The organism is Acinetobacter sp. AND/436, from assembly GCF_049546925.1.
Taxonomy (GTDB): domain Bacteria; phylum Pseudomonadota; class Gammaproteobacteria; order Pseudomonadales; family Moraxellaceae; genus Acinetobacter; species Acinetobacter indicus.
This window is the reverse complement of the sequence record NZ_JBMXBO010000012.1, coordinates 60,361-77,778: the sequence shown is the minus strand read 5'-3', so window position 1 is coordinate 77,778 and position 17,418 is coordinate 60,361. Positions and strand designations below refer to the sequence as shown.

General features: G+C 43.5%; 20 protein-coding genes. 14 read left to right on the top strand and 6 right to left on the bottom strand.

The window, feature by feature from the left end; translation table 11 throughout:
• Positions 1-92 precede the first annotated feature (92 nt).
• The 5 genes from ACPEPR_RS10525 (at position 93) to ACPEPR_RS10505 (ending at position 4,270) form a co-directional block, all read left to right on the top strand.
• Positions 93-1,199 (top strand): alpha/beta fold hydrolase, encoded by a 1,107-nt coding sequence (locus tag ACPEPR_RS10525; protein WP_168390005.1) that lies wholly within the window; start codon positions 93-95, stop codon positions 1,197-1,199.
• A complete protein-coding gene (locus ACPEPR_RS10520) occupies positions 1,196-2,068 on the top strand; it encodes an NAD(P)-dependent oxidoreductase (protein ID WP_423562407.1) in 873 nt (290 codons plus the stop codon). The genes ACPEPR_RS10525 and ACPEPR_RS10520 overlap by 4 nt, the downstream gene beginning before the upstream one ends.
• Positions 2,069-2,150: 82 nt before the next feature.
• Positions 2,151-2,420: a YARHG domain-containing protein gene (locus ACPEPR_RS10515; RefSeq protein ID WP_045795400.1), complete on the top strand. Its 270-nt coding sequence runs from the start codon at positions 2,151-2,153 to the stop codon at positions 2,418-2,420.
• 27 nt (positions 2,421-2,447) lie between these two features.
• Positions 2,448-2,861: an HIT family protein gene (locus ACPEPR_RS10510; RefSeq protein WP_075167966.1), complete on the top strand. Its 414-nt coding sequence runs from the start codon at positions 2,448-2,450 to the stop codon at positions 2,859-2,861.
• Positions 2,862-3,214: 353 nt separating this feature from the next.
• The gene (locus tag ACPEPR_RS10505; RefSeq protein ID WP_423562406.1) at positions 3,215-4,270 is read left to right on the top strand and encodes a porin; all 1,056 of its coding nucleotides are present in this window, start codon (positions 3,215-3,217) and stop codon (positions 4,268-4,270) included.
• 109 nt (positions 4,271-4,379) lie between these two features.
• On the opposite strand, the gene ACPEPR_RS10500 is transcribed toward ACPEPR_RS10505, so the two are convergent.
• Positions 4,380-4,991: a YidB family protein gene (locus ACPEPR_RS10500; RefSeq protein WP_423562405.1), complete on the bottom strand. Its 612-nt coding sequence runs from the start codon at positions 4,989-4,991 to the stop codon at positions 4,380-4,382.
• Positions 4,992-5,098: 107 nt separating this feature from the next.
• The gene (locus ACPEPR_RS10495; RefSeq protein ID WP_423562404.1) at positions 5,099-5,569 is read right to left on the bottom strand and encodes a DUF6231 family protein; all 471 of its coding nucleotides are present in this window, start codon (positions 5,567-5,569) and stop codon (positions 5,099-5,101) included.
• Positions 5,570-5,604: 35 nt separating this feature from the next.
• Between ACPEPR_RS10495 and ACPEPR_RS10490 the strand changes: the two genes are divergently transcribed.
• Positions 5,605-6,477: a DUF2797 domain-containing protein gene (locus ACPEPR_RS10490; RefSeq protein WP_075174536.1), complete on the top strand. Its 873-nt coding sequence runs from the start codon at positions 5,605-5,607 to the stop codon at positions 6,475-6,477.
• Positions 6,478-6,544: 67 nt separating this feature from the next.
• Here ACPEPR_RS10490 and ACPEPR_RS10485 read toward each other — a convergent pair whose 3' ends face one another.
• The 3 genes from ACPEPR_RS10485 to ACPEPR_RS10475 form a co-directional block, all read right to left on the bottom strand.
• On the bottom strand, positions 6,545-8,416 hold the full coding sequence (locus ACPEPR_RS10485) for a SurA N-terminal domain-containing protein (RefSeq protein ID WP_423562403.1): 1,872 nt from the start codon (positions 8,414-8,416) through the stop codon (positions 6,545-6,547).
• Positions 8,417-8,545: 129 nt separating this feature from the next.
• Positions 8,546-8,818, bottom strand: a complete 273-nt coding sequence (locus ACPEPR_RS10480) for an HU family DNA-binding protein (RefSeq protein ID WP_005178445.1) — start codon at positions 8,816-8,818, stop codon at positions 8,546-8,548.
• A gap of 169 nt (positions 8,819-8,987) precedes the next feature.
• Positions 8,988-9,455 carry a phasin family protein gene (locus tag ACPEPR_RS10475; protein ID WP_005178447.1) on the bottom strand — a complete coding sequence of 156 codons (468 nt, stop codon included), beginning with the start codon at positions 9,453-9,455 and terminating at the stop codon, positions 8,988-8,990.
• 186 nt (positions 9,456-9,641) lie between these two features.
• Here ACPEPR_RS10475 and ACPEPR_RS10470 point away from each other — a divergent pair, with 186 nt between their 5' ends.
• From ACPEPR_RS10470 to fdx, 8 genes are all read left to right on the top strand, one after another.
• Positions 9,642-10,289, top strand: coding sequence for a hypothetical protein (locus tag ACPEPR_RS10470; protein ID WP_160243070.1), 648 nt, complete (start codon positions 9,642-9,644; stop codon positions 10,287-10,289).
• 111 nt (positions 10,290-10,400) lie between these two features.
• Positions 10,401-10,874, top strand: coding sequence for an Rrf2 family transcriptional regulator (locus tag ACPEPR_RS10465; RefSeq protein WP_005178455.1), 474 nt, complete (start codon positions 10,401-10,403; stop codon positions 10,872-10,874).
• A gap of 1 nt (position 10,875) precedes the next feature.
• Entirely contained in the window at positions 10,876-12,093 is a 1,218-nt protein-coding gene (locus ACPEPR_RS10460; RefSeq protein WP_005178458.1) for an IscS subfamily cysteine desulfurase, read from the top strand.
• Positions 12,094-12,195: 102 nt separating this feature from the next.
• Positions 12,196-12,582: a Fe-S cluster assembly scaffold IscU gene (gene iscU / locus ACPEPR_RS10455; protein ID WP_005178460.1), complete on the top strand. Its 387-nt coding sequence runs from the start codon at positions 12,196-12,198 to the stop codon at positions 12,580-12,582.
• Between the two features lie 37 nt (positions 12,583-12,619).
• Positions 12,620-12,940 carry an iron-sulfur cluster assembly protein IscA gene (iscA, locus tag ACPEPR_RS10450; protein WP_045795408.1) on the top strand — a complete coding sequence of 107 codons (321 nt, stop codon included), beginning with the start codon at positions 12,620-12,622 and terminating at the stop codon, positions 12,938-12,940.
• Positions 12,941-13,044: 104 nt separating this feature from the next.
• Positions 13,045-13,560, top strand: coding sequence for a Fe-S protein assembly co-chaperone HscB (gene hscB, locus ACPEPR_RS10445; protein WP_016659013.1), 516 nt, complete (start codon positions 13,045-13,047; stop codon positions 13,558-13,560).
• A gap of 39 nt (positions 13,561-13,599) precedes the next feature.
• Entirely contained in the window at positions 13,600-15,459 is a 1,860-nt protein-coding gene (gene hscA, locus ACPEPR_RS10440) for a Fe-S protein assembly chaperone HscA (RefSeq protein WP_168416923.1), read from the top strand.
• A 15-nt stretch (positions 15,460-15,474) separates the two neighbouring features.
• Positions 15,475-15,813, top strand: a complete 339-nt coding sequence (gene fdx, locus ACPEPR_RS10435) for an ISC system 2Fe-2S type ferredoxin (RefSeq protein ID WP_005178469.1) — start codon at positions 15,475-15,477, stop codon at positions 15,811-15,813.
• A gap of 95 nt (positions 15,814-15,908) precedes the next feature.
• Here the strand turns inward: fdx and ACPEPR_RS10430 are convergent, their stop codons facing one another.
• Positions 15,909-17,366, bottom strand: coding sequence for an adenylate/guanylate cyclase domain-containing protein (locus ACPEPR_RS10430; RefSeq protein ID WP_171525163.1), 1,458 nt, complete (start codon positions 17,364-17,366; stop codon positions 15,909-15,911).
• Positions 17,367-17,418: the final 52 nt, after the last annotated feature.

Below are 17,418 nucleotides of genomic sequence, written 5' to 3'. Positions count from 1 at the left end.
TTGAGCGCCCAAGGTGTTTAAGGTCAAGGTAAAATATGGAAATATCGCTTAGACTTCATCCAACTCAGCGTCATGACAAGCAGATAGAGGCTATGAACCCAGTACAGAAAAAATTTGCAGATCAACGCAAGAAGTTAAAAAACTTATCGACCCGGCTTTTTAACAGCAAGACTTTGGTGATCTCCCAAACCACACCGTATGAGATCATTGGCGAATACCAACACGCACAAATCCGTTATTACGCTTCACCCAATAAAGCCTATCAGGAGCCGCTGGTCTTTGTTGCGCCGCTGGCGATTAATATGGCGATTTATGATTTGTATCCCTATCGCTCTTTAATCAAGCATTTCCAGCATAGCGGTTTTGATGTCTACCTGATTGACTGGGGACGTTTAAACTATACCCATCGTCATTTAAATTTTATGTACTTTATTAATGCTGCGATTCCGCATTGTATTGAGCAGATTCGACAGCACTCCCATAGCGAGCAGATTTCCCTACATGGCTGGAGTATGGCCGGCGTCTTTGTGATGCTGTATACCGCCTATCGTCAACCTCAGATTGTGAAAAACCTGATGGTGCTGGGCAGCCCGGTAGATAGTTATGCTTCCGGTCGCATCGGCCAGCTGTTTAAACGCAGCAACCAGCTGATTTCACGTAATCACAAATTAAAACAGGCCTTACATCAGGGCTCTATTCCCCCACATTTCATTCATACACCCGGCATCATCAACGCTTTAGGTTTTAAAATTCTAGATCCTAAAGGCTGGCTGGACAGTCAGCGCCAGCTGTTTCTCAACCTGCATGATCCGCAAATACTGCATGAACATGCCACGCTGGGGAATTTCCTGAACAATATGATCGATTATCCGGGCGGGATTAATCAGGACATGGTACTGAATGTCTGGCTGCAAAATCCGCTGAAAAACGGCATTATCCGCCTAAAGGATGAACATATTGAACTAAAAAATATTCGCTGTTCTTTATTTGTCGGGGCCGGGCAAAGCGACCAGATTGTGACGGCTGCCGCTGCACAGCCTTTAAGCCAGTTGACAAGTAGTACAGATGTCACGTTTACTCTTATTCCGGGTGGTCACTTAGGCCTGATGTCCAGCCAGAAAAGTGCCAATGAATTCTGGCCCAAGCTGACCCGGTGGCTCGAGCAAAGATCGACAAAAATACACAAGGAAACCGCATGATTCAGTCTGTTGCATTTATTGGTTTGGGCGCTATGGGATACCGCATGGCCGCACATTTACCCCAGCATTTCGATACAGTCTATGTCTGGAACCGTAATTTTGCCAAAGCCGAGCAACACGCAGCGGAATATGCTACAAAGGCGGTTGAGCTTGAACAGGCCGTACAGGCCGATGTGATTTTTTCCTGCCTGCCGACCAGCCAGGATGTAGAACATCTGTTAGAGGGTTTGAGTTTAAAAGCCGGCTCTATCTGGGTGGACTGTACCAGCGGTGTTCCAGATTCTGCCAAAAAAGTGGCTGCGCAGCTCAAAGCACAACAGGTAGATTTTCTGGATGCACCTGTCAGTGGACAAACCATCGGTGCAGAAAAAGGCACCTTAACCGTGATGGTGGGCGGTGATGCGCAAGCTTTTGAAAAAGCCCTACCCGCAATGCAGGCTTTTGGGCAACTGATCAAGCATGTCGGTGAACCGGGCGCTGGTTTTGCTGTTAAAGCCATTAACAACATGTTGATGGCTGTCAATTTATGCGCCGTTGCCGAAGGATTTACCACCTTAAAAGCGCATGGGGTAAACTTAAACGAAGCGCTGGATTGTATTAATGCCTCAAGCGGCAAAAGCGCGGTAACGGAAATGGTATTACCCCAGCGTATTCTTAATCGCGCATTTCCACTAACCTTTGCCCTGCCGCTACTGGCCAAAGACACCGGAATTGCTTTAGACTTGGTACGCGATGCAAAACTTTCAGCACCGGTACTGGGGCTGGCCCAAAGTTTGATACAGGCTGCCAATGCTACTGCTGAACCAGATAGCGACTTCTCCAGCGCCGTTAAAATGTATGAGGCCTGGAGCAAGATTACAATTGAGTAAGATCTGGCCATTGAATAATCAGAATAAAACCTAATATTGTGAGTAGATGCTTACCCACAATGTTATTACAGAGGAAACTCGTATGAATAAGCTCACTGTTGCATTATTGACCAGTCTTGCAACATTCATTGGGGCAAATACCACGGCTTTTGCTTCAGCACAGGAATGTCAAAAGCTGAAAAATGATCATGATGTAATTTATGCATCAAAAGGCTTCTGCTTTAAAGATCCTGAAGCCAAAGCCAAGTTTGGCAATGACAACTGCTATACCACCAAGCCAAAATTTTCTGAAAGAGAGCAGCAACGACTTGACGAAATCAAGGCGCGTCAGAAAGAATTGAACTGTAAATAATTCAATGCATTGATTAAAGGAAATATCATGGCTTACGATGATCAAAATATTTTTGCAAGAATCCTGCGTGGAGAACTGCCTGCAATTAAAGTCTATGAAGATGAACAGGTTCTTGCGTTTATGGACATCATGCCTCAGGCAGATGGTCATACACTGGTCATCCCGAAATCACCTGCGGTTACCCTGCTCGACTTAGATCCACAAGTGGCAGCCTACACCATTCAGGTGGTGCAGAAAGTTGCCAAAGCCATGGAAAAAGCCTTAGGGCTAGATGGAATTGTATTAATGCAGCTGTCTGGCGCTGCTGCGGGACAAACTGTACCGCATGTTCATTTCCACCTCATTCCAACCTCGGTACATCAACTCGGCAAACATGCTGCGCAGATGGGTGACCAGGAAAAAATCATGCAACTGGCTGAAAAGATTAAGGCAGCGCTTTAAAATATTTCCAAAACTGTAGTAAAAATGAATGGAGCACTCGCTCCATTTTTTTTGCTTCATGTTTAATTTCTCGATTAACCACAGCATTGATGACAATAATATGTCACTCCCCTTGCAATTAAGTTATTCATTTCATAAATTTTTTCTAAATTTAAAAACCTGTTCACTTAAAATTTGCGATTAAAGGTAAGTTTTTGATCTGATTTGTTCTTTTTAATAATTTTGAAATATTTCCTTAATATTACTGTCGCATTTGTAAGGAATACTTAGCACCAATAGAGAGCAGCGGTAGATCAACCCTACTTCTGAACAATGTTTAGGACTAAAAACAATAGTCTGTATTGGAGCTACACATGAAAAAAACGCTTTGCGCATTAGCAGTTGGGGCAACCTTATTTACACCAGCACTAGCTATGGCTGCTGATGTTAAAGTTTATGGTCGTGCACACGTATCTTTAGACTATCTTGATGATGGTGCAGACTATAATGAAGTTGGACTATCTTCAAACTCTTCTCGTTTAGGCTTCAAAGCTGAACAAAAATTAGAAAACGGCATGACTGTTTTTGGTCAAATCGAACAAGAAGTTAACTTCGCTAGCGGATCAGTTGATAACGATGGCGTAAAGTTTGCTACACGTGATACTTTCGTTGGTTTAAAAGGTGACTTTGGTCAAGTACGTGCAGGTCGTTTTGACAGCCCGTTTAAAGCAGCACGCGGTCCAGTCAACTTCTTTGGTGACATGGTTGGCGACATCCGTAACGTAACACGCGTAACTGAAGATGCAAATGTACGTTTTGACGAACGTAATGAAAATACAATTGAATATAAATCACCAAAATTTGGTGGTGGCTTTAATGTAATCGGTGCATTATCTCTACATGAAGGCACAACAAAAGCTGAAGATGATAAAGATAAAGCATATGACCTTGCTTTAACATATAAAGAAGGTGCAGTTGATTTTGCTGCCGCTTATGAACATTATGAAGAAGATGCACGTGTTGAACGTGATGGTTTCCGTGTCGCAGCTGCTTATAAATTCACACCAGAATTAAATGTAGGCGCGTTATATCAATATACTACTATTGATGGTGGTGTTGGAATGAACGCTGATGCTAACGTATTTGGTGTAGCAGCTGACTATAAAGTTGCGCCAAAAACTTACGTACGTGGTCAAGTATTCCACCGTGATGTAGATGCAGATGATGCTAACTCAACTTTATTAGCTGTTGGCGTAGAACATCGTTTAGACAAAGCGGTACGTGTTTATGCAAACTTAGCAACTATGCTTAATGACGATAATGCTTACTTAACTCCTTGGAATCAAGCACGTAGTAATGGTAAAAGCATTTACGCTGCAGCGGGTGAAAACGCTACTGCTCTTTCTCTAGGTTTCCGTTACGACTTCTAAGTCTAGGCTCTACCTAAAAAGCAAAAAACACGCTTCGGCGTGTTTTTTTATATCCAGATTTATGGATGAAAAAAGCCAACCTCAGGTTGGCTTCATTATATAAACAGACTTATCTTTTCAGAAAACCTGACACCATATTCAGTACATTCTGAATGTCATTATTAGCTTCAGTTTTACTGGTTTGCTCACCCTGTGGAGTTAAAGAGTCAATAATCTGTGGCAACACCTGTGAAATTGCGCCATAAATATCCTGCTTAGGAGCATGGGTTTGCTGTGCCACCTGCTCCACTTCTTCATCATCAAACAGGTTCTGTACCTCTTGCGGATTCACACTGGCATTCTCGCCCGGCCCAGTCGAAACCCAGTCATCCACTTGGCTGCTCAGGCCCTGTCCTTTTAGTTTATCCAAAGCACCTTGTAAACCACCCTGCTTTTGAATCCAGGCCAGTACCAAAGGCAATACCGCAACCAGAAGTGAAGTTTTAGAACCACCACCTAGCCCCTGACTGGAACCACCGAACTGGCCCAGCACAGAACCTAAAATCCCACCCAAACCGCCTTGTTGGCTTTGTGCGCTCTGCTGGTGATTATTTCCAAGTTGACCTAAAACTGAACCGAGAATACCGCCTAGCCCAGCACTTTGTTGGGATTGCTGCTGATTAGAATTTGAACCTAAGGCCTGTTTCGCCAAAATTTCCACGATATTGCTTAAGTTTGTCATGATTTTTGTTTCTTCCTTTAATGACATTCACTCAGCATACGATGCTTCATTCATTTGAAACATCCGAAATTGTTATGTTTTTGCAAAAACTGCAGAAAAGCTGAGCATTACCAGCGATATTTATCCCAGTTTTCCGGGTTAGCCCAGAATTTGGAATTAAACCAGTCCGGTACATGCTTATAGGTCAAAATATTAAATTGCCACAACATTAGGTCATGCTGCGGCTGGCTTTTATCTATCAGTTGGGTAAAGCCCAAGGCACGTAATAAAGGTTCATCTTGACGTTTAGTCACCACCACCATACGTTTGGCCAGCAAATCACGCAGTTTCACCAAAAGCTGCGACTTCTGCGCGCTGCTCAAATCTGCCATTTCTTCAGTATCGAGTAGTACAAAAGCCAAATCAAAACGCTGGGTAAAAGGCAGATTTAAAAGTGTAGTTACGTTAAAATATTGCCATTGAATTGTCTGATGATGATCGTATTGTTCAAGATGTTGACCAATACACAATGCAGTAGAAACTGGCTGCTCCTGGGTTAAATCGTCTAGCATAGAAGTGATGACATTCATCTCAGCCATGACTGCATTCCTTATGATGAAAGTGAGTATTTTTTATGGAACTACAAGGCATTTGCCATAAAATGCATGCAGGTCTAAAGGACCTTAGTGTAACTGATCAACAGACACACCGGGCAAATGTTGAATATAAATTTATTCTGGATCGCTCAGAAATCGAACTGCCTTTTCGCTTGGGTCAAGAAATAGAAATTGAATGGACCGGCAATATTTACTGTGTTTCTTGCGGCAGCAAAACTCCAAAATCCTATTCACAAGGTCACTGCTTTAAATGCTTTAAAACCAAAGCGTCCTGTGACATGTGTATTATGAAACCGGAAACCTGTCATTATCATTTAGGCACTTGCCGCGAAGAAGAATTTGCACGATCTGTCTGCTTCCAACCGCATGTGGTGTACCTAGCCAACTCCAGTGGCTTAAAGGTCGGAATTACCCGTATTGGCCAAATGCCAACACGCTGGCTGGATCAGGGCGCAACTCAGGCCTTACCGATTATGAAAGTCGGCTCTCGTCGTTTATCTGGCCAGCTGGAAATCATGTTTGGCTCACAAATTGCCGATAAAACTGACTGGCGCAAACTGCTCAAAGGTGAAGCTGAACCGGTCGATTTAATTGCGACCCGTGACCAGCTGATTGAAGAATTTGCACCTAAAATCAGCACTATTCGTGAAGAATTTAACCAGAATCTTGAGTTTAATGAAACGCTGGAATTGATGGAGCAGGAACGTCCACGTGAGTTTATTTATCCGGTGGAACAGTATCCTGAAAAAATTAAATCGCATAATCTGGATAAGACCCCAGTGATTCGCGGCAAACTTTTCGGGATTAAAGGTCAATACTTAATTTTAGATACTGGCGTAATTAATATCCGTAAATATACCGGCTATGAACTGATTATCCGTACTGAATAACCCTGCCTCATAAATATGAGCACAATAAAAAACCGGCGCTTGCGCCGGTTTTTTGATACTGTCAGACTTATTCAATATCTGCTTTAGCTTTCAGATACTGGGTATAGTCATCCAGCTCTTGCTGGGCGCGTAGCTGTTGATACAACTTGGCCAGCTCCTGTAACTGTTCAGGCGTTAAAGCATTTGAAGTGGTACGGTTCACATTCGATACCGCTACAACGACCAGTTCATTTGGCAAAGCTGCCGTGGTCACAGACCACATTCCTTGCTTCGGTGGCATCAAGCTGAATGCAGCACGCTCAATTTCACGCTTTAAACGACCTTCAGCACGAGTAAATACACCGGCATCTTCAAAACGGATTTGCTGCTGAGCCAAGACTTCTGCAGCCGGTTGCGTCTTGAACTCATCCAGTGATTTCTGGATTTTGGCTTTGGCTGCATTAAAGGCTTTTTCTTCAATCAGTTTGGCGCGTACACGTGGTGTTGCTTCAGCCAGAGTTTGCACACCCGCAGCATGATACTCACGTACTTTCACCCAAACCACATTACCATTGGCCATTTGAATGTTACTTGAAGCGTTACGATCGCCGTTTTTCACATCATCATTAAACAGTTTCACCTTCACACTTGGATCAGATAATACTGGATGCTGAGAGGCCAGACTAAAGCCTTTTACCGATTCAACCTTGGTGCCTTTGACTTCCTGAGATACCACATCCAGCGCATCACTACCCACCACCATCTCATTCAGGCTATTTACCGTATCCGAGAAGGCATTTTGCTGTTTGGTCTTTTTCAGTTCTGCAGTTAAACGGGCTTTTTCCGCTTCAAAAGAAGGCACCTGAACTGCATCGGTTTCAACCTGAATTAGATGATAACCATATTGGGTTTTCACCGGCTGAGAAATCTGACCTGAGTTCAGACTGGTGACTGCCTGATCAAAGGCATTACCAAAGGCACCCACGTCATAAGCCTCAAATAAGCCACCCTTGTCTTTAGATTCCGGGTCTTCTGAATATTTCTGTGCAGCAGCGGCAAAACTGGTGCCCTGCTGGATTTCAGCATACACCTGATCCGCCAGTTTTTTGGCAGCTGCATCATCACGTGCATCGGTGGTAATTAAAATATGTTTAACCTCACGCGCTGCATTTTTTTGCTGAGCTTCAACAAACTTGTCATAGGCCTGTTGCAATTCTGCATCGGTGATTGCAGCTTCAGTCGCGGAAATATGTGCTGGCGTCAGAACAATAAAGTCGACATCAACATTGGCGACCTGCTTAAACAGGGTCGAATGTTTATTGTAATAATCACTGATTTCTTGCGCTGAAACCTGAATATTTTTCTTATATTCATCCAGTTTAATGCTGGATAAATGCAAGGTACGCTGTTCGGTTTGTAAATTGGCAATCTGCTGGATATCCAGCTCGCTCACTAAGGCATGATCCATAAAGCTCGCGCTAAGCATTTTCAAGGCATGATCCTGACGCAGGTTCTGGATTAAAGCCTGACTGCTCATGCCCACTGAACGCAGGTAATTGGCATACAGTGCTTCAGAAAACTGGCCATTTTCCTGAAAGCTTGGTTGCTGGGCAATCATCTGCTCAATTTGCGCATCGCTTAAGGAAATACCCAAATGTTCAGTCTGTTGTAACAGCAAGGTGCGTGCAATCAGAGTATCGAGTGCTTTATTTTCAATATACGCCTGATTCAACAAGGTCTCATCACCTTGTGTATAGCTGAGATATTGTTGTTTTAATGAGTTGGTTAAGGCTTCTAATTCCTGTTTGGAAACCTGTTGCCCATTTACTGATTTTGCCGAGTCGGCAGAATTGCCGCCACTAAAATATCCTTCAATACCTACAAGTGCTAAAGGGATCAGAAACAGAACGAGCAAAACCTTGCCCAACCAGCCCTTAATAACATTACGAAAAGATTCCATAAGTATTCCAATATTTTACTTGTGCAGGATTTTAACCGAAAACCCTCAGCGAATGAATGTATTAAAACCCGAAACTCTGATTATTAATAAAAAACGCGCCAGGAGGCGCGTTTAATACTGCTTAAAAGATCAAGCTACAGAATCTTTTAAACCTTTACCCGCTTTGAAGCTAGGTACTTTGCTTGCTTTAATCTCAAGTGTTTCACCAGTTTGTGGGTTACGGCCTGTACGAGCAGCACGTTCTTTCACATTGAAAGTACCGAAGCCCACTAAAGTCACTGTGTCGCCTGCTTTCAGCGCTTCAGTGATTGAAGCAATTGTAGCGTCTAAAGCCTTACCAGCGTCAGTCTTAGACAATCCCCCTTTCTCTGCAATTGCATCAATTAATTCTGATTTATTCATGAAGATTACGTCCTCTTAATATCGTTTATTTAAGGTCCAAAGATTTCGTTTAAGTTACCGTAATGCCTTTATAGCAATGCTTTGAGGGTAAAAGCAATACTCTCCAGACGCATTTATACAAAATAAGTTGCAAAAATCTGCCAAAAAAATGCCAAAGCTGTCGAGATTTTCACTTTTTCAGGAGTTGTTCTTTTAATTGCTTATTTTCTTCAATTAAAGCATCAACTTTGCTGTGCAGTTGCAGCACCAGCTGCTCTAAATGCTGGATATCTTTCACGGTTACCAGCCCTATACGGTTCAAGGAATGATGAACACTATGGTCAATCATCCGTTCGACCTTATCTTTGGTATCGACCACCGATTCTTTGGCCTTTTCAGAAACTTTTTCTACGGTCTGATCGGCAATTTCGGTGGTTTTGGATTCCAGTTCTTCCCCCACCTTGACCAGTGAGTCAAATAATTTATTGCCTTCTTCTTCAGCACGGGAAAATGCGCCTAAGCCGGCCAGCCAGATCTGTTTGGTATATTTGCGAAAATCTAGCGCCGATTTACGCCCTGAACGTACTCTTGCTTTGTTTTTAGACGCTTTTTCATTTTCGTTTTGTGGTTCTGGCGATTCTACTGCTGCTTCATCCATTCGCATTTCTCCTGCTTATTTTGTATACCATTCAATATCATAAACCAACAAAATACTCTTATAATAGCAAATTAAGCACTTGAACGTTTTGTTAAACTGTTCTACAAAGCAAGAATATTATGTATTACTTCCTGGTAATGCACTGCTTGGATATGCACGACTCGATCTGGTTAGGGACTAAATTGTATGAATGAATCGCAACAAAGACAAAATGAATCACATTTGTTGCTGACGATGGTGATGATTGTTCTGGAAACAATCTTTAGCTTTATCTTGAAATATGATCGTGTTGTTGCACTTCAGGCCAAAAAATTTGTAGACCAGAAAATTGCGGTCAAAATTAACAGCTATATTCCGTATTTTGACTTCTATGTGCAGTTTAGTGAACACGGCATCCTGTTTGATCTAAAAGCACCTGAAAAAGCCGTCGAGTTAGATGTCCGCACCACCCTGCTGGATTTGATTAAAATTTTTGTCTTGGGAAATCGCCGCAGTATTCGTGCCATGCGCATTGAAGGCGACCCGACCTTAAAAGATGAATTCCGCGACCTGCTGACCTTATTCAGTATCCCTAAAGTACTTTCGGACTGGCGTCAATGGCTGGCCGATCCTGAACAAGAGCAGGAACTGGAAACCTCTAAACGCCGGATTGCCCCGTTATTAGAGAAAATTGACCTGCAACGCTCGACCATTAATACCCTGCAGGTAGAAGTTAAACAGTATAAAAACCGCATTCGTCGCATGCAGCGCAACCAAAAGCGAATTAATCTGGCTTTTAGTCTAATTACTCTGCTATTAATTGCGTTATTAGTGTATAATTTATGGATCGTTTAAATCCTTAATTTCCCTGTGATTGAATCGAATATCCGAATAATAAAAAAACTTGACTATTTTAGTCAGGATTCATAGAATCTACACATCTAGTCCAACCATGTGTATCGAATCATGCGCTTAACCACTCGCGGTCGCTACGCAGTGACTGCTCTACTTGATCTAGCTTTGCAGCCAACTGAACAAACGATCACTCTTGCAGAAATTGCAGCTCGACAATCTATTTCTGTCGCTTACCTTGAGCAGTTATTTGCGAAATTAAAGCGTCACGGCCTGGTTTCCAGTATTCGTGGAGCCAATGGTGGTTATCACCTGGCGCGCAGTGCCGATACAATCACCGTATTAGAAATCATTGAAGCTGTAAATGAAACGGTTGATGCCACCCGTTGTGACCATAAAGGCAACTGCCAGAATGGTGCAATGTGCTTAACCCATGATTTATGGCAAGAACTCTCCCACCATATTGCCGATTATCTTGCAAAAATCACCCTTGCTGACCTTGTAGCTCGTGACAACGTTCAAGCCGTTGCAATTCGCCAAAATTCAGCATCTTTTGATTCAGCCCTTTTATCGGTTACAGGTATTTGACATGAAACGTCCGATCTATCTTGACTATGCAGCAACAACTCCTGTAGACCCTCAAGTTGCAGAACGTATGATGGAATGCTTAACTTTCGAAGGCACCTTCGGTAATGCAGCATCTCGTTCACATGCCTATGGCTGGCAAGCAGAAGAAAAAGTGGAATATGCACGTGAACAAGTTGCGAACTTGATCAAAGCTGACCCACGTGAAATTGTCTGGACTTCAGGCGCAACTGAATCTGACAACCTTGCCCTAAAAGGTGTGGCTCAATTCTATGCATCTAAAGGCAAGCACATCATTACCTCTAAAATTGAACACAAAGCAATTTTAGATACCTGCCGCGAGCTTGAGTCTGAAGGCTTCGAAATTACCTATCTTGAGCCACAACCACAAACCGGTTTAATTACCCCGGAAATGGTTCAAGACGCAATTCGTCCAGATACTATTCTTGTTTCCCTGATGATGGTGAACAACGAAATTGGTACCGTGACTGACGTTGCTGCAATTGGTGAAATTACCCGTGCCAACAAAATCTTCTTCCACGTTGATGCTGCACAGGCTGCGGGTAAAGTCGAGATTGATCTTTCAACCTTAAAAGTTGATTTAATGAGCTTCTCTGCACACAAAATCTATGGCCCTAAAGGCATTGGTGCCTTATTTGTACGCCGTAGCCCGCGTGTGCGTCTGAAAGCGCAAATGCACGGTGGCGGTCATGAGCGCGGTATGCGTTCTGGTACGCTGGCGACCCATCAAATCGTAGGTATGGGCGAAGCATTTGAGCTGGCAGGTAAAAACCTGGAAGCTGAACAAACCCGTTTACGCGTGTTACGTGACAAACTCTGGAATGGCCTGCAAGACCTTGAACAAGTGTTCCTGAACGGTCACCCGACTCAAAACGTAGCCAACTACTTAAACGTCAGCTTCAACTTTGTTGAAGGTGAATCGTTAATGATGGCGCTTAAAGATGCAGCAGTATCTTCAGGTTCTGCATGTACGTCTGCAACGCTTGAGCCATCTTATGTACTGCGTGCGCTAGGTCTGTCTGACGAGCTTGCGCACAGTTCAATTCGCTTCAGTTTTGGCAAATACACCACTGAAGAAGATATTGATCATGTGTTATCAATTACCAAAGCTGCTGTTGAGAAATTACGTGAACTTTCTCCGCTTTGGGATATGTATAAGGAAGGTATCGACCTTTCTACAGTTGAGTGGGCGGAACACTAATTCGACACTGAGATGAAGCTTTATTCAGCTTCATCTCATTGATAAAACGAATATTGACCCCATATTAATATTAACGCTGACCCCGAGGTTTGGAGAAGCAAAATGGCATATAGCGAAAAAGTAATTGATCATTACGAAAACCCACGCAACGTTGGTGTTTTAGACAAAAATGCAGACAACGTAGGTACAGGCATGGTCGGTGCACCAGCATGTGGCGACGTAATGCGTTTACAGATTCAAGTGAATAATGACGGTGTAATTGAAGAAGCACGCTTTAAAACCTATGGCTGTGGTTCGGCAATTGCATCAAGCTCACTGGTGACTGAGTGGTTAAAAGGTAAAACTTTGGACGAAGCTCAAGCCATCAAAAACATTGATATTGCAAATGAACTGGCTTTACCACCAGTTAAAGTACACTGCTCTGTACTTGCAGAAGACGCGATTAAAGCGGCTGTTGAAGACTATCGTACCAAACAGCAAAAAGCTTAATTGTTTCTCGTTTTAAAGACAGATTAACGGAGTTTTCATGATCCATTTAACTGAAAATGCTGCAACTCATATCAGCAATTACTTAAAGAATCGCGGTAAGGGTGAAGGTATTCGCGTTGGCGTGAAAACTTCCGGCTGTTCGGGTCTGGCCTATGTGCTTGAGTTTGTTGATGACATCAATGCATACGATCAGGTATTTGAACAGCACGGTGTAAAAGTATTCGTTGACCCGAAAAGTTTGGTCTATCTTGAAGGTTTAGAGATGGACTATGTCAAAAACGGCTTGAATGAAGGCTTCGAATTCAATAACCCGAATAAAAAAGGTGAATGTGGTTGTGGTGAATCCTTCACGGTTTAACTCCCGACCTTCCCTTCTTTTGCAGATTAAAACAGTGTCTTGTACACTGTTTTAATCGCATTTATGCAGTCCTTTTTTGCAATCAATCGCGGATTATCTCTCCCATGAATCATTTTGAGCTGTTTAACCTGCCTGTAGCACTCGATATTGATTTGGCTACTTTAAAAGCAGAATTTTTAAAGTTACAGCAACAATATCACCCCGATAAAGCCGAAGATAAAGACCAGGCGCTGATTCAGTCCAGCGAAATCAACCAGGCGTATAAAGTTTTATCTCAGGTTGACAGCCGCGCAGGTTATTTACTGAGCTTAAAAAAACAGGATTATCATCTGGATCAGTCGATCAGTGATTTCGAGTTTTTACAGTCTGCCCTGGAAATTCGTGAGCAACTGGATGATGCCCGCTCTGCCGATGAACTGGCTTCCCTGAAAACCGAAGTCCAGCAATGGATTGATGGTCTGGTTCGCGAATTTAAAATTGATTATGCAGATGAAGACTGGGGCGAAGCACGCGATACAGTACGTAAATTGCGTTTCTTCCAGAAAGTCATGACCGATATTGACAAGGCTGAAGATCGTTTCCTCGACGATGACAGCTTTGACTTAGATGACGATTTTTAATTTTATTTTTTCAAATTAACGTGCAAAGGATGTAACACAATGGCGCTCTTGCAAATTGCAGAACCAGGACAATCAAGCGCACCGCATGAACATCGCATTGCGATTGGAATTGATTTAGGCACCACACATTCACTGGTGGCCACTGTTCTTTCGGCGCAAGCCAAAGTCCTTCATGATGAACAAGGTCGTGTGTTACTTCCCTCAATTGTTCATTATGCCGAAAATACCACGCAATATGGCAATGATGCCAAACCGTTTATCACCAGCGATCCGAAAAATACCATTGTTTCAGTGAAACGATTTATGGGTCGCTCCAAGGCAGACATCAAGTTTCAGCACCCTTACGATTTAGTGGGTGAAGCCAATGAAATGCCGGCTTTTGAAACTGCACAAGGTCGTAAAACACCGGTAGAAATCTCGGCTGAAATTTTAAAACAGCTGAAAGACCGTGCTGAAGACAGCCTGAAAAATCCGGTCAATGGCGCAGTAATTACTGTTCCGGCCTATTTTGATGAAGCTCAGCGTCAAGCCACACGTGATGCAGCTCAACTGGCTGGCCTGAATGTGCTGCGCTTACTTAATGAACCGACTGCTGCTGCAGTGGCCTATGGTCTGGATCAGGACAGCAATTTAAGCACCGATCGCAACTATGTGATTTATGACTTGGGCGGTGGGACCTTTGACGTATCAATTTTACGCTTCTCGCAAGGCGTATTTGAAGTACTGGCGACCGGTGGTCACACTGCATTAGGTGGTGATGATCTAGATCGTTTAATTGTCAAATGGGCGAAAAAACAGCTGAATATTGACACATTAAATGACACCGAATATGCCCACTTTGTCGTTGCAGCGCGTAAGGCCAAAGAAGCGCTATCGGATGCGAAATCAGTAGAACTGCAACTACTCGATCAAACACTGACACTGGATCGTGCAACTTTTGAAAGCATTATTCAGGTGGCGTTAGACAAGACCATTAGCGTCTGCAAACGCGTGCTGCGCGATGCCAAACTGGAACTGACCGATATTCAAAACGTGGTACTGGTTGGCGGTTCTACCCGCTCCTATGCGGTGCAAAAAGCTGTTCGCGAAGTGTTTAACCAAGAACCGCTGTGCACCATCAACCCGGATGAAGTGGTTGCGATTGGCGCCTCTATTACAGCCAATCAGCTGATTGGCAATACCAAAGACGGCTCATTGCTGTTAGACGTCACCCCACTGTCTTTAGGTCTGGAAACCATGGGCGGTCTGGTCGAACGTTTAATTTCACGTAATACTGCAATTCCAGTTGCGCGTCGTCAGGAATTCACCACTTATCAGGATGGACAAACCGCCATGCTGATTCATGTGGTGCAAGGTGAACGTGATCTGGTTGAGCATTGCCGTAGTTTAGGCCGTTTTGTCCTGCATGGTATCCCACCAATGACTGCCGGTCAGGCGCGTATTGAAGTCACCTTCCAGGTTGATGCCGATGGCCTGCTTAGTGTTTCTGCCAAAGAAACGACTTCTGGCGTTTCCGCGCATATCGACATTAAACCGTCTTATGGTTTATCGAGCGAAGATACCGAACGTTTACTGCTTGACGGTTTCAAATACGCAGAAGAAGACAAACACCTGCGTCATTTACAGGAAACCAAGGTCGAAGCACAGCGTGAACTGGAAGCTCTGGAACAGGCGTTAAAAGTTGATGCACAGCTATTGAGCGCAGAGCAACTGGACGCATTGAATGGTGCGAAAACCCATTTGTACAGCCAGCTTGAAACAACCGATATTCAGGCTATTGAACAGGCTATTGAACAGCTTAAAATACACAGTGATGCTTTTGCTGCGCTTCGCATGAACCAGCATATTGATGCTGCTCTTAAAGGCACCAAGCTCGACGACTGGTCAAACTCAAACTAATTTAAGGTAAAGACTATGCCACGTATTAAAGTACTTCCACATGCGCAATTCTGCCCAGAAGGTGCTGAGTTTGAAGTTGAACAAAATGCCAACCTGTGCGAAAGCCTGTTAAAAAATGGCATTAAAATTGAACATGCCTGTGATATGTCATGTGCCTGCACCACCTGTCACGTGGTGGTACGCCGCGGTTTTGACAGCCTGGAAGAAATGAATGATGTCGAAGCTGATCTGTTAGATCGTGCTTGGGGTCTAGAACCTGATTCACGTTTATCTTGTCAGGTACAGGTGGTTGATGAAGATCTGGAAGTTGAAATTCCAAAATACACCATTAACCATGCTTCTGAAAATCACTAAGACTTAAAACAGAAAAACCACGCTCCGGCGTGGTTTTTTTGACTTGATAGAACACTCAACAATCTTCGATCAAGCAGATCATCTATCTTTATAATTTAATGAAATTCCCGATCTGGTCGATTAACCTCGACTTCTTCAATCACTTCATCTTCCAGTTTTAATTTCACAATACCCTGCGAGTTGGTCAGTTTTTGCTGGGTCTGAATCCGTTTAATCATTTTTTCCAGCACACCAATCAGTTCCGGATATTCAAAGTTTTGCACTTCATCCAGATTCAGCAACAGATGAAAACCTTTGTATTCATAGTCAAACCAGCGCTGATAATCGGATTTTCTGGCCGCATATTTTTCCATGACCTGCCAGGTTTTCACCGGACCCTGAATACCTTTCAGGAAAATTGGCGCTTTCGGCGCACACAGATAATCATTTTTCACCAGTTGATAGGTATCATCTGACAGCAGGATTTCATCAACTTCGGCTGCACTTTGCAAACGCGCTGCCAGATTGGCATCGCGGCCGACAATGGTATAGGCCATCCGATGCGCCGCACCATAGTTACCCACGTGGCAATAACCGGTACTGATGCCCATGCGGATATGTAACGGCGGATAGCCCATTTTAATCCAGCGTTCACGCAGCAGTTTCATTTGCTGGCGCATGGCAATGGCCATTTCAACGCAGGTCTTGGCATCATTTTCTACACCCTGACTGCTTGGATCACCAAAGAAAATCAGGATGGCATCCCCCATAAACTTATCGACGGTGGCTTCATACTGCTTGGCAATTTCAGTCATATGACTCAAATAATCATTCAGCAGGTAGGCTAAATCGTCTGGAATCAGGGTTTCAGACAGTTCGGTAAAGCCCTGAATATCGGAAAAGAAGATGGTGAGTTTTTTACGTTTATATTCAATTTTGGCTTCTGACTCGCCTTTCATGATCGAGTGCCAGAGCTGAAGCGGCGCATAACGGCTCAACTGGTTGGCAAACTCCATATAGCGGTTCATTTGCTGATAATAATGTTCACGCTTATGGTTAGAGGCACGAATCCGGCGGGTCTGATAAACACTGCCCATCCCGAAATACACGATCATGCACAGGAAGGCCAGAATGGTCAGCTCATTGGTGGTGTATTCAAAATATTCACCAAAGCCAAATACGAAAATATTGCACAGATAGAATACCGACGCTGCAAATAAAGCCGCCAGCGACACCAAAAAGAACGACACTTTGACGTTAATGGCGGTATACAGCAAGGCAAAAATAGCCGCAAAGGTCAGGACCAGATTTAAATGCACGGCCGACAGACAGATGGCCACAATCATAATATCTATAATAAATAAGATATTTCTTTTAATCTGATAGTTATATTTAGATTGTAGCCAGCGCGACAGTTTCGGGGTAATAAACAGCAAAAATGCCAATAAAACCGGAATATAAATTTGGTACTGGGTGTCTGGATAGGTGTAATGATAGACAATCAGGATCAGCGATAAACTGGCATAGCCCATAACCCGATGCAGGTAATCAAATTGTGTAGGATCTCGATCCATCCAATAACCTAGTGACACCGTACTCTACTCTCCTTAGCGGATCTGGTCACAC

Coding starts and splice junctions, on each gene's coding strand:
- ACPEPR_RS10525 (WP_168390005.1), top strand. CDS start 93: ATGAACCCAGTACAGAAAAAATTTGCAGATCAACGCAAGAAGTTAAAA.
- ACPEPR_RS10520 (WP_423562407.1), top strand. CDS start 1,196: ATGATTCAGTCTGTTGCATTTATTGGTTTGGGCGCTATGGGATACCGC.
- ACPEPR_RS10515 (WP_045795400.1), top strand. CDS start 2,151: ATGAATAAGCTCACTGTTGCATTATTGACCAGTCTTGCAACATTCATT.
- ACPEPR_RS10510 (WP_075167966.1), top strand. CDS start 2,448: ATGGCTTACGATGATCAAAATATTTTTGCAAGAATCCTGCGTGGAGAA.
- ACPEPR_RS10505 (WP_423562406.1), top strand. CDS start 3,215: ATGAAAAAAACGCTTTGCGCATTAGCAGTTGGGGCAACCTTATTTACA.
- ACPEPR_RS10500 (WP_423562405.1), bottom strand. CDS start 4,991: ATGACAAACTTAAGCAATATCGTGGAAATTTTGGCGAAACAGGCCTTA.
- ACPEPR_RS10495 (WP_423562404.1), bottom strand. CDS start 5,569: ATGGCTGAGATGAATGTCATCACTTCTATGCTAGACGATTTAACCCAG.
- ACPEPR_RS10490 (WP_075174536.1), top strand. CDS start 5,605: ATGGAACTACAAGGCATTTGCCATAAAATGCATGCAGGTCTAAAGGAC.
- ACPEPR_RS10485 (WP_423562403.1), bottom strand. CDS start 8,416: ATGGAATCTTTTCGTAATGTTATTAAGGGCTGGTTGGGCAAGGTTTTG.
- ACPEPR_RS10480 (WP_005178445.1), bottom strand. CDS start 8,818: ATGAATAAATCAGAATTAATTGATGCAATTGCAGAGAAAGGGGGATTG.
- ACPEPR_RS10475 (WP_005178447.1), bottom strand. CDS start 9,455: ATGGATGAAGCAGCAGTAGAATCGCCAGAACCACAAAACGAAAATGAA.
- ACPEPR_RS10470 (WP_160243070.1), top strand. CDS start 9,642: ATGAATGAATCGCAACAAAGACAAAATGAATCACATTTGTTGCTGACG.
- ACPEPR_RS10465 (WP_005178455.1), top strand. CDS start 10,401: ATGCGCTTAACCACTCGCGGTCGCTACGCAGTGACTGCTCTACTTGAT.
- ACPEPR_RS10460 (WP_005178458.1), top strand. CDS start 10,876: ATGAAACGTCCGATCTATCTTGACTATGCAGCAACAACTCCTGTAGAC.
- iscU (WP_005178460.1), top strand. CDS start 12,196: ATGGCATATAGCGAAAAAGTAATTGATCATTACGAAAACCCACGCAAC.
- iscA (WP_045795408.1), top strand. CDS start 12,620: ATGATCCATTTAACTGAAAATGCTGCAACTCATATCAGCAATTACTTA.
- hscB (WP_016659013.1), top strand. CDS start 13,045: ATGAATCATTTTGAGCTGTTTAACCTGCCTGTAGCACTCGATATTGAT.
- hscA (WP_168416923.1), top strand. CDS start 13,600: ATGGCGCTCTTGCAAATTGCAGAACCAGGACAATCAAGCGCACCGCAT.
- fdx (WP_005178469.1), top strand. CDS start 15,475: ATGCCACGTATTAAAGTACTTCCACATGCGCAATTCTGCCCAGAAGGT.
- ACPEPR_RS10430 (WP_171525163.1), bottom strand. CDS start 17,366: ATGGATCGAGATCCTACACAATTTGATTACCTGCATCGGGTTATGGGC.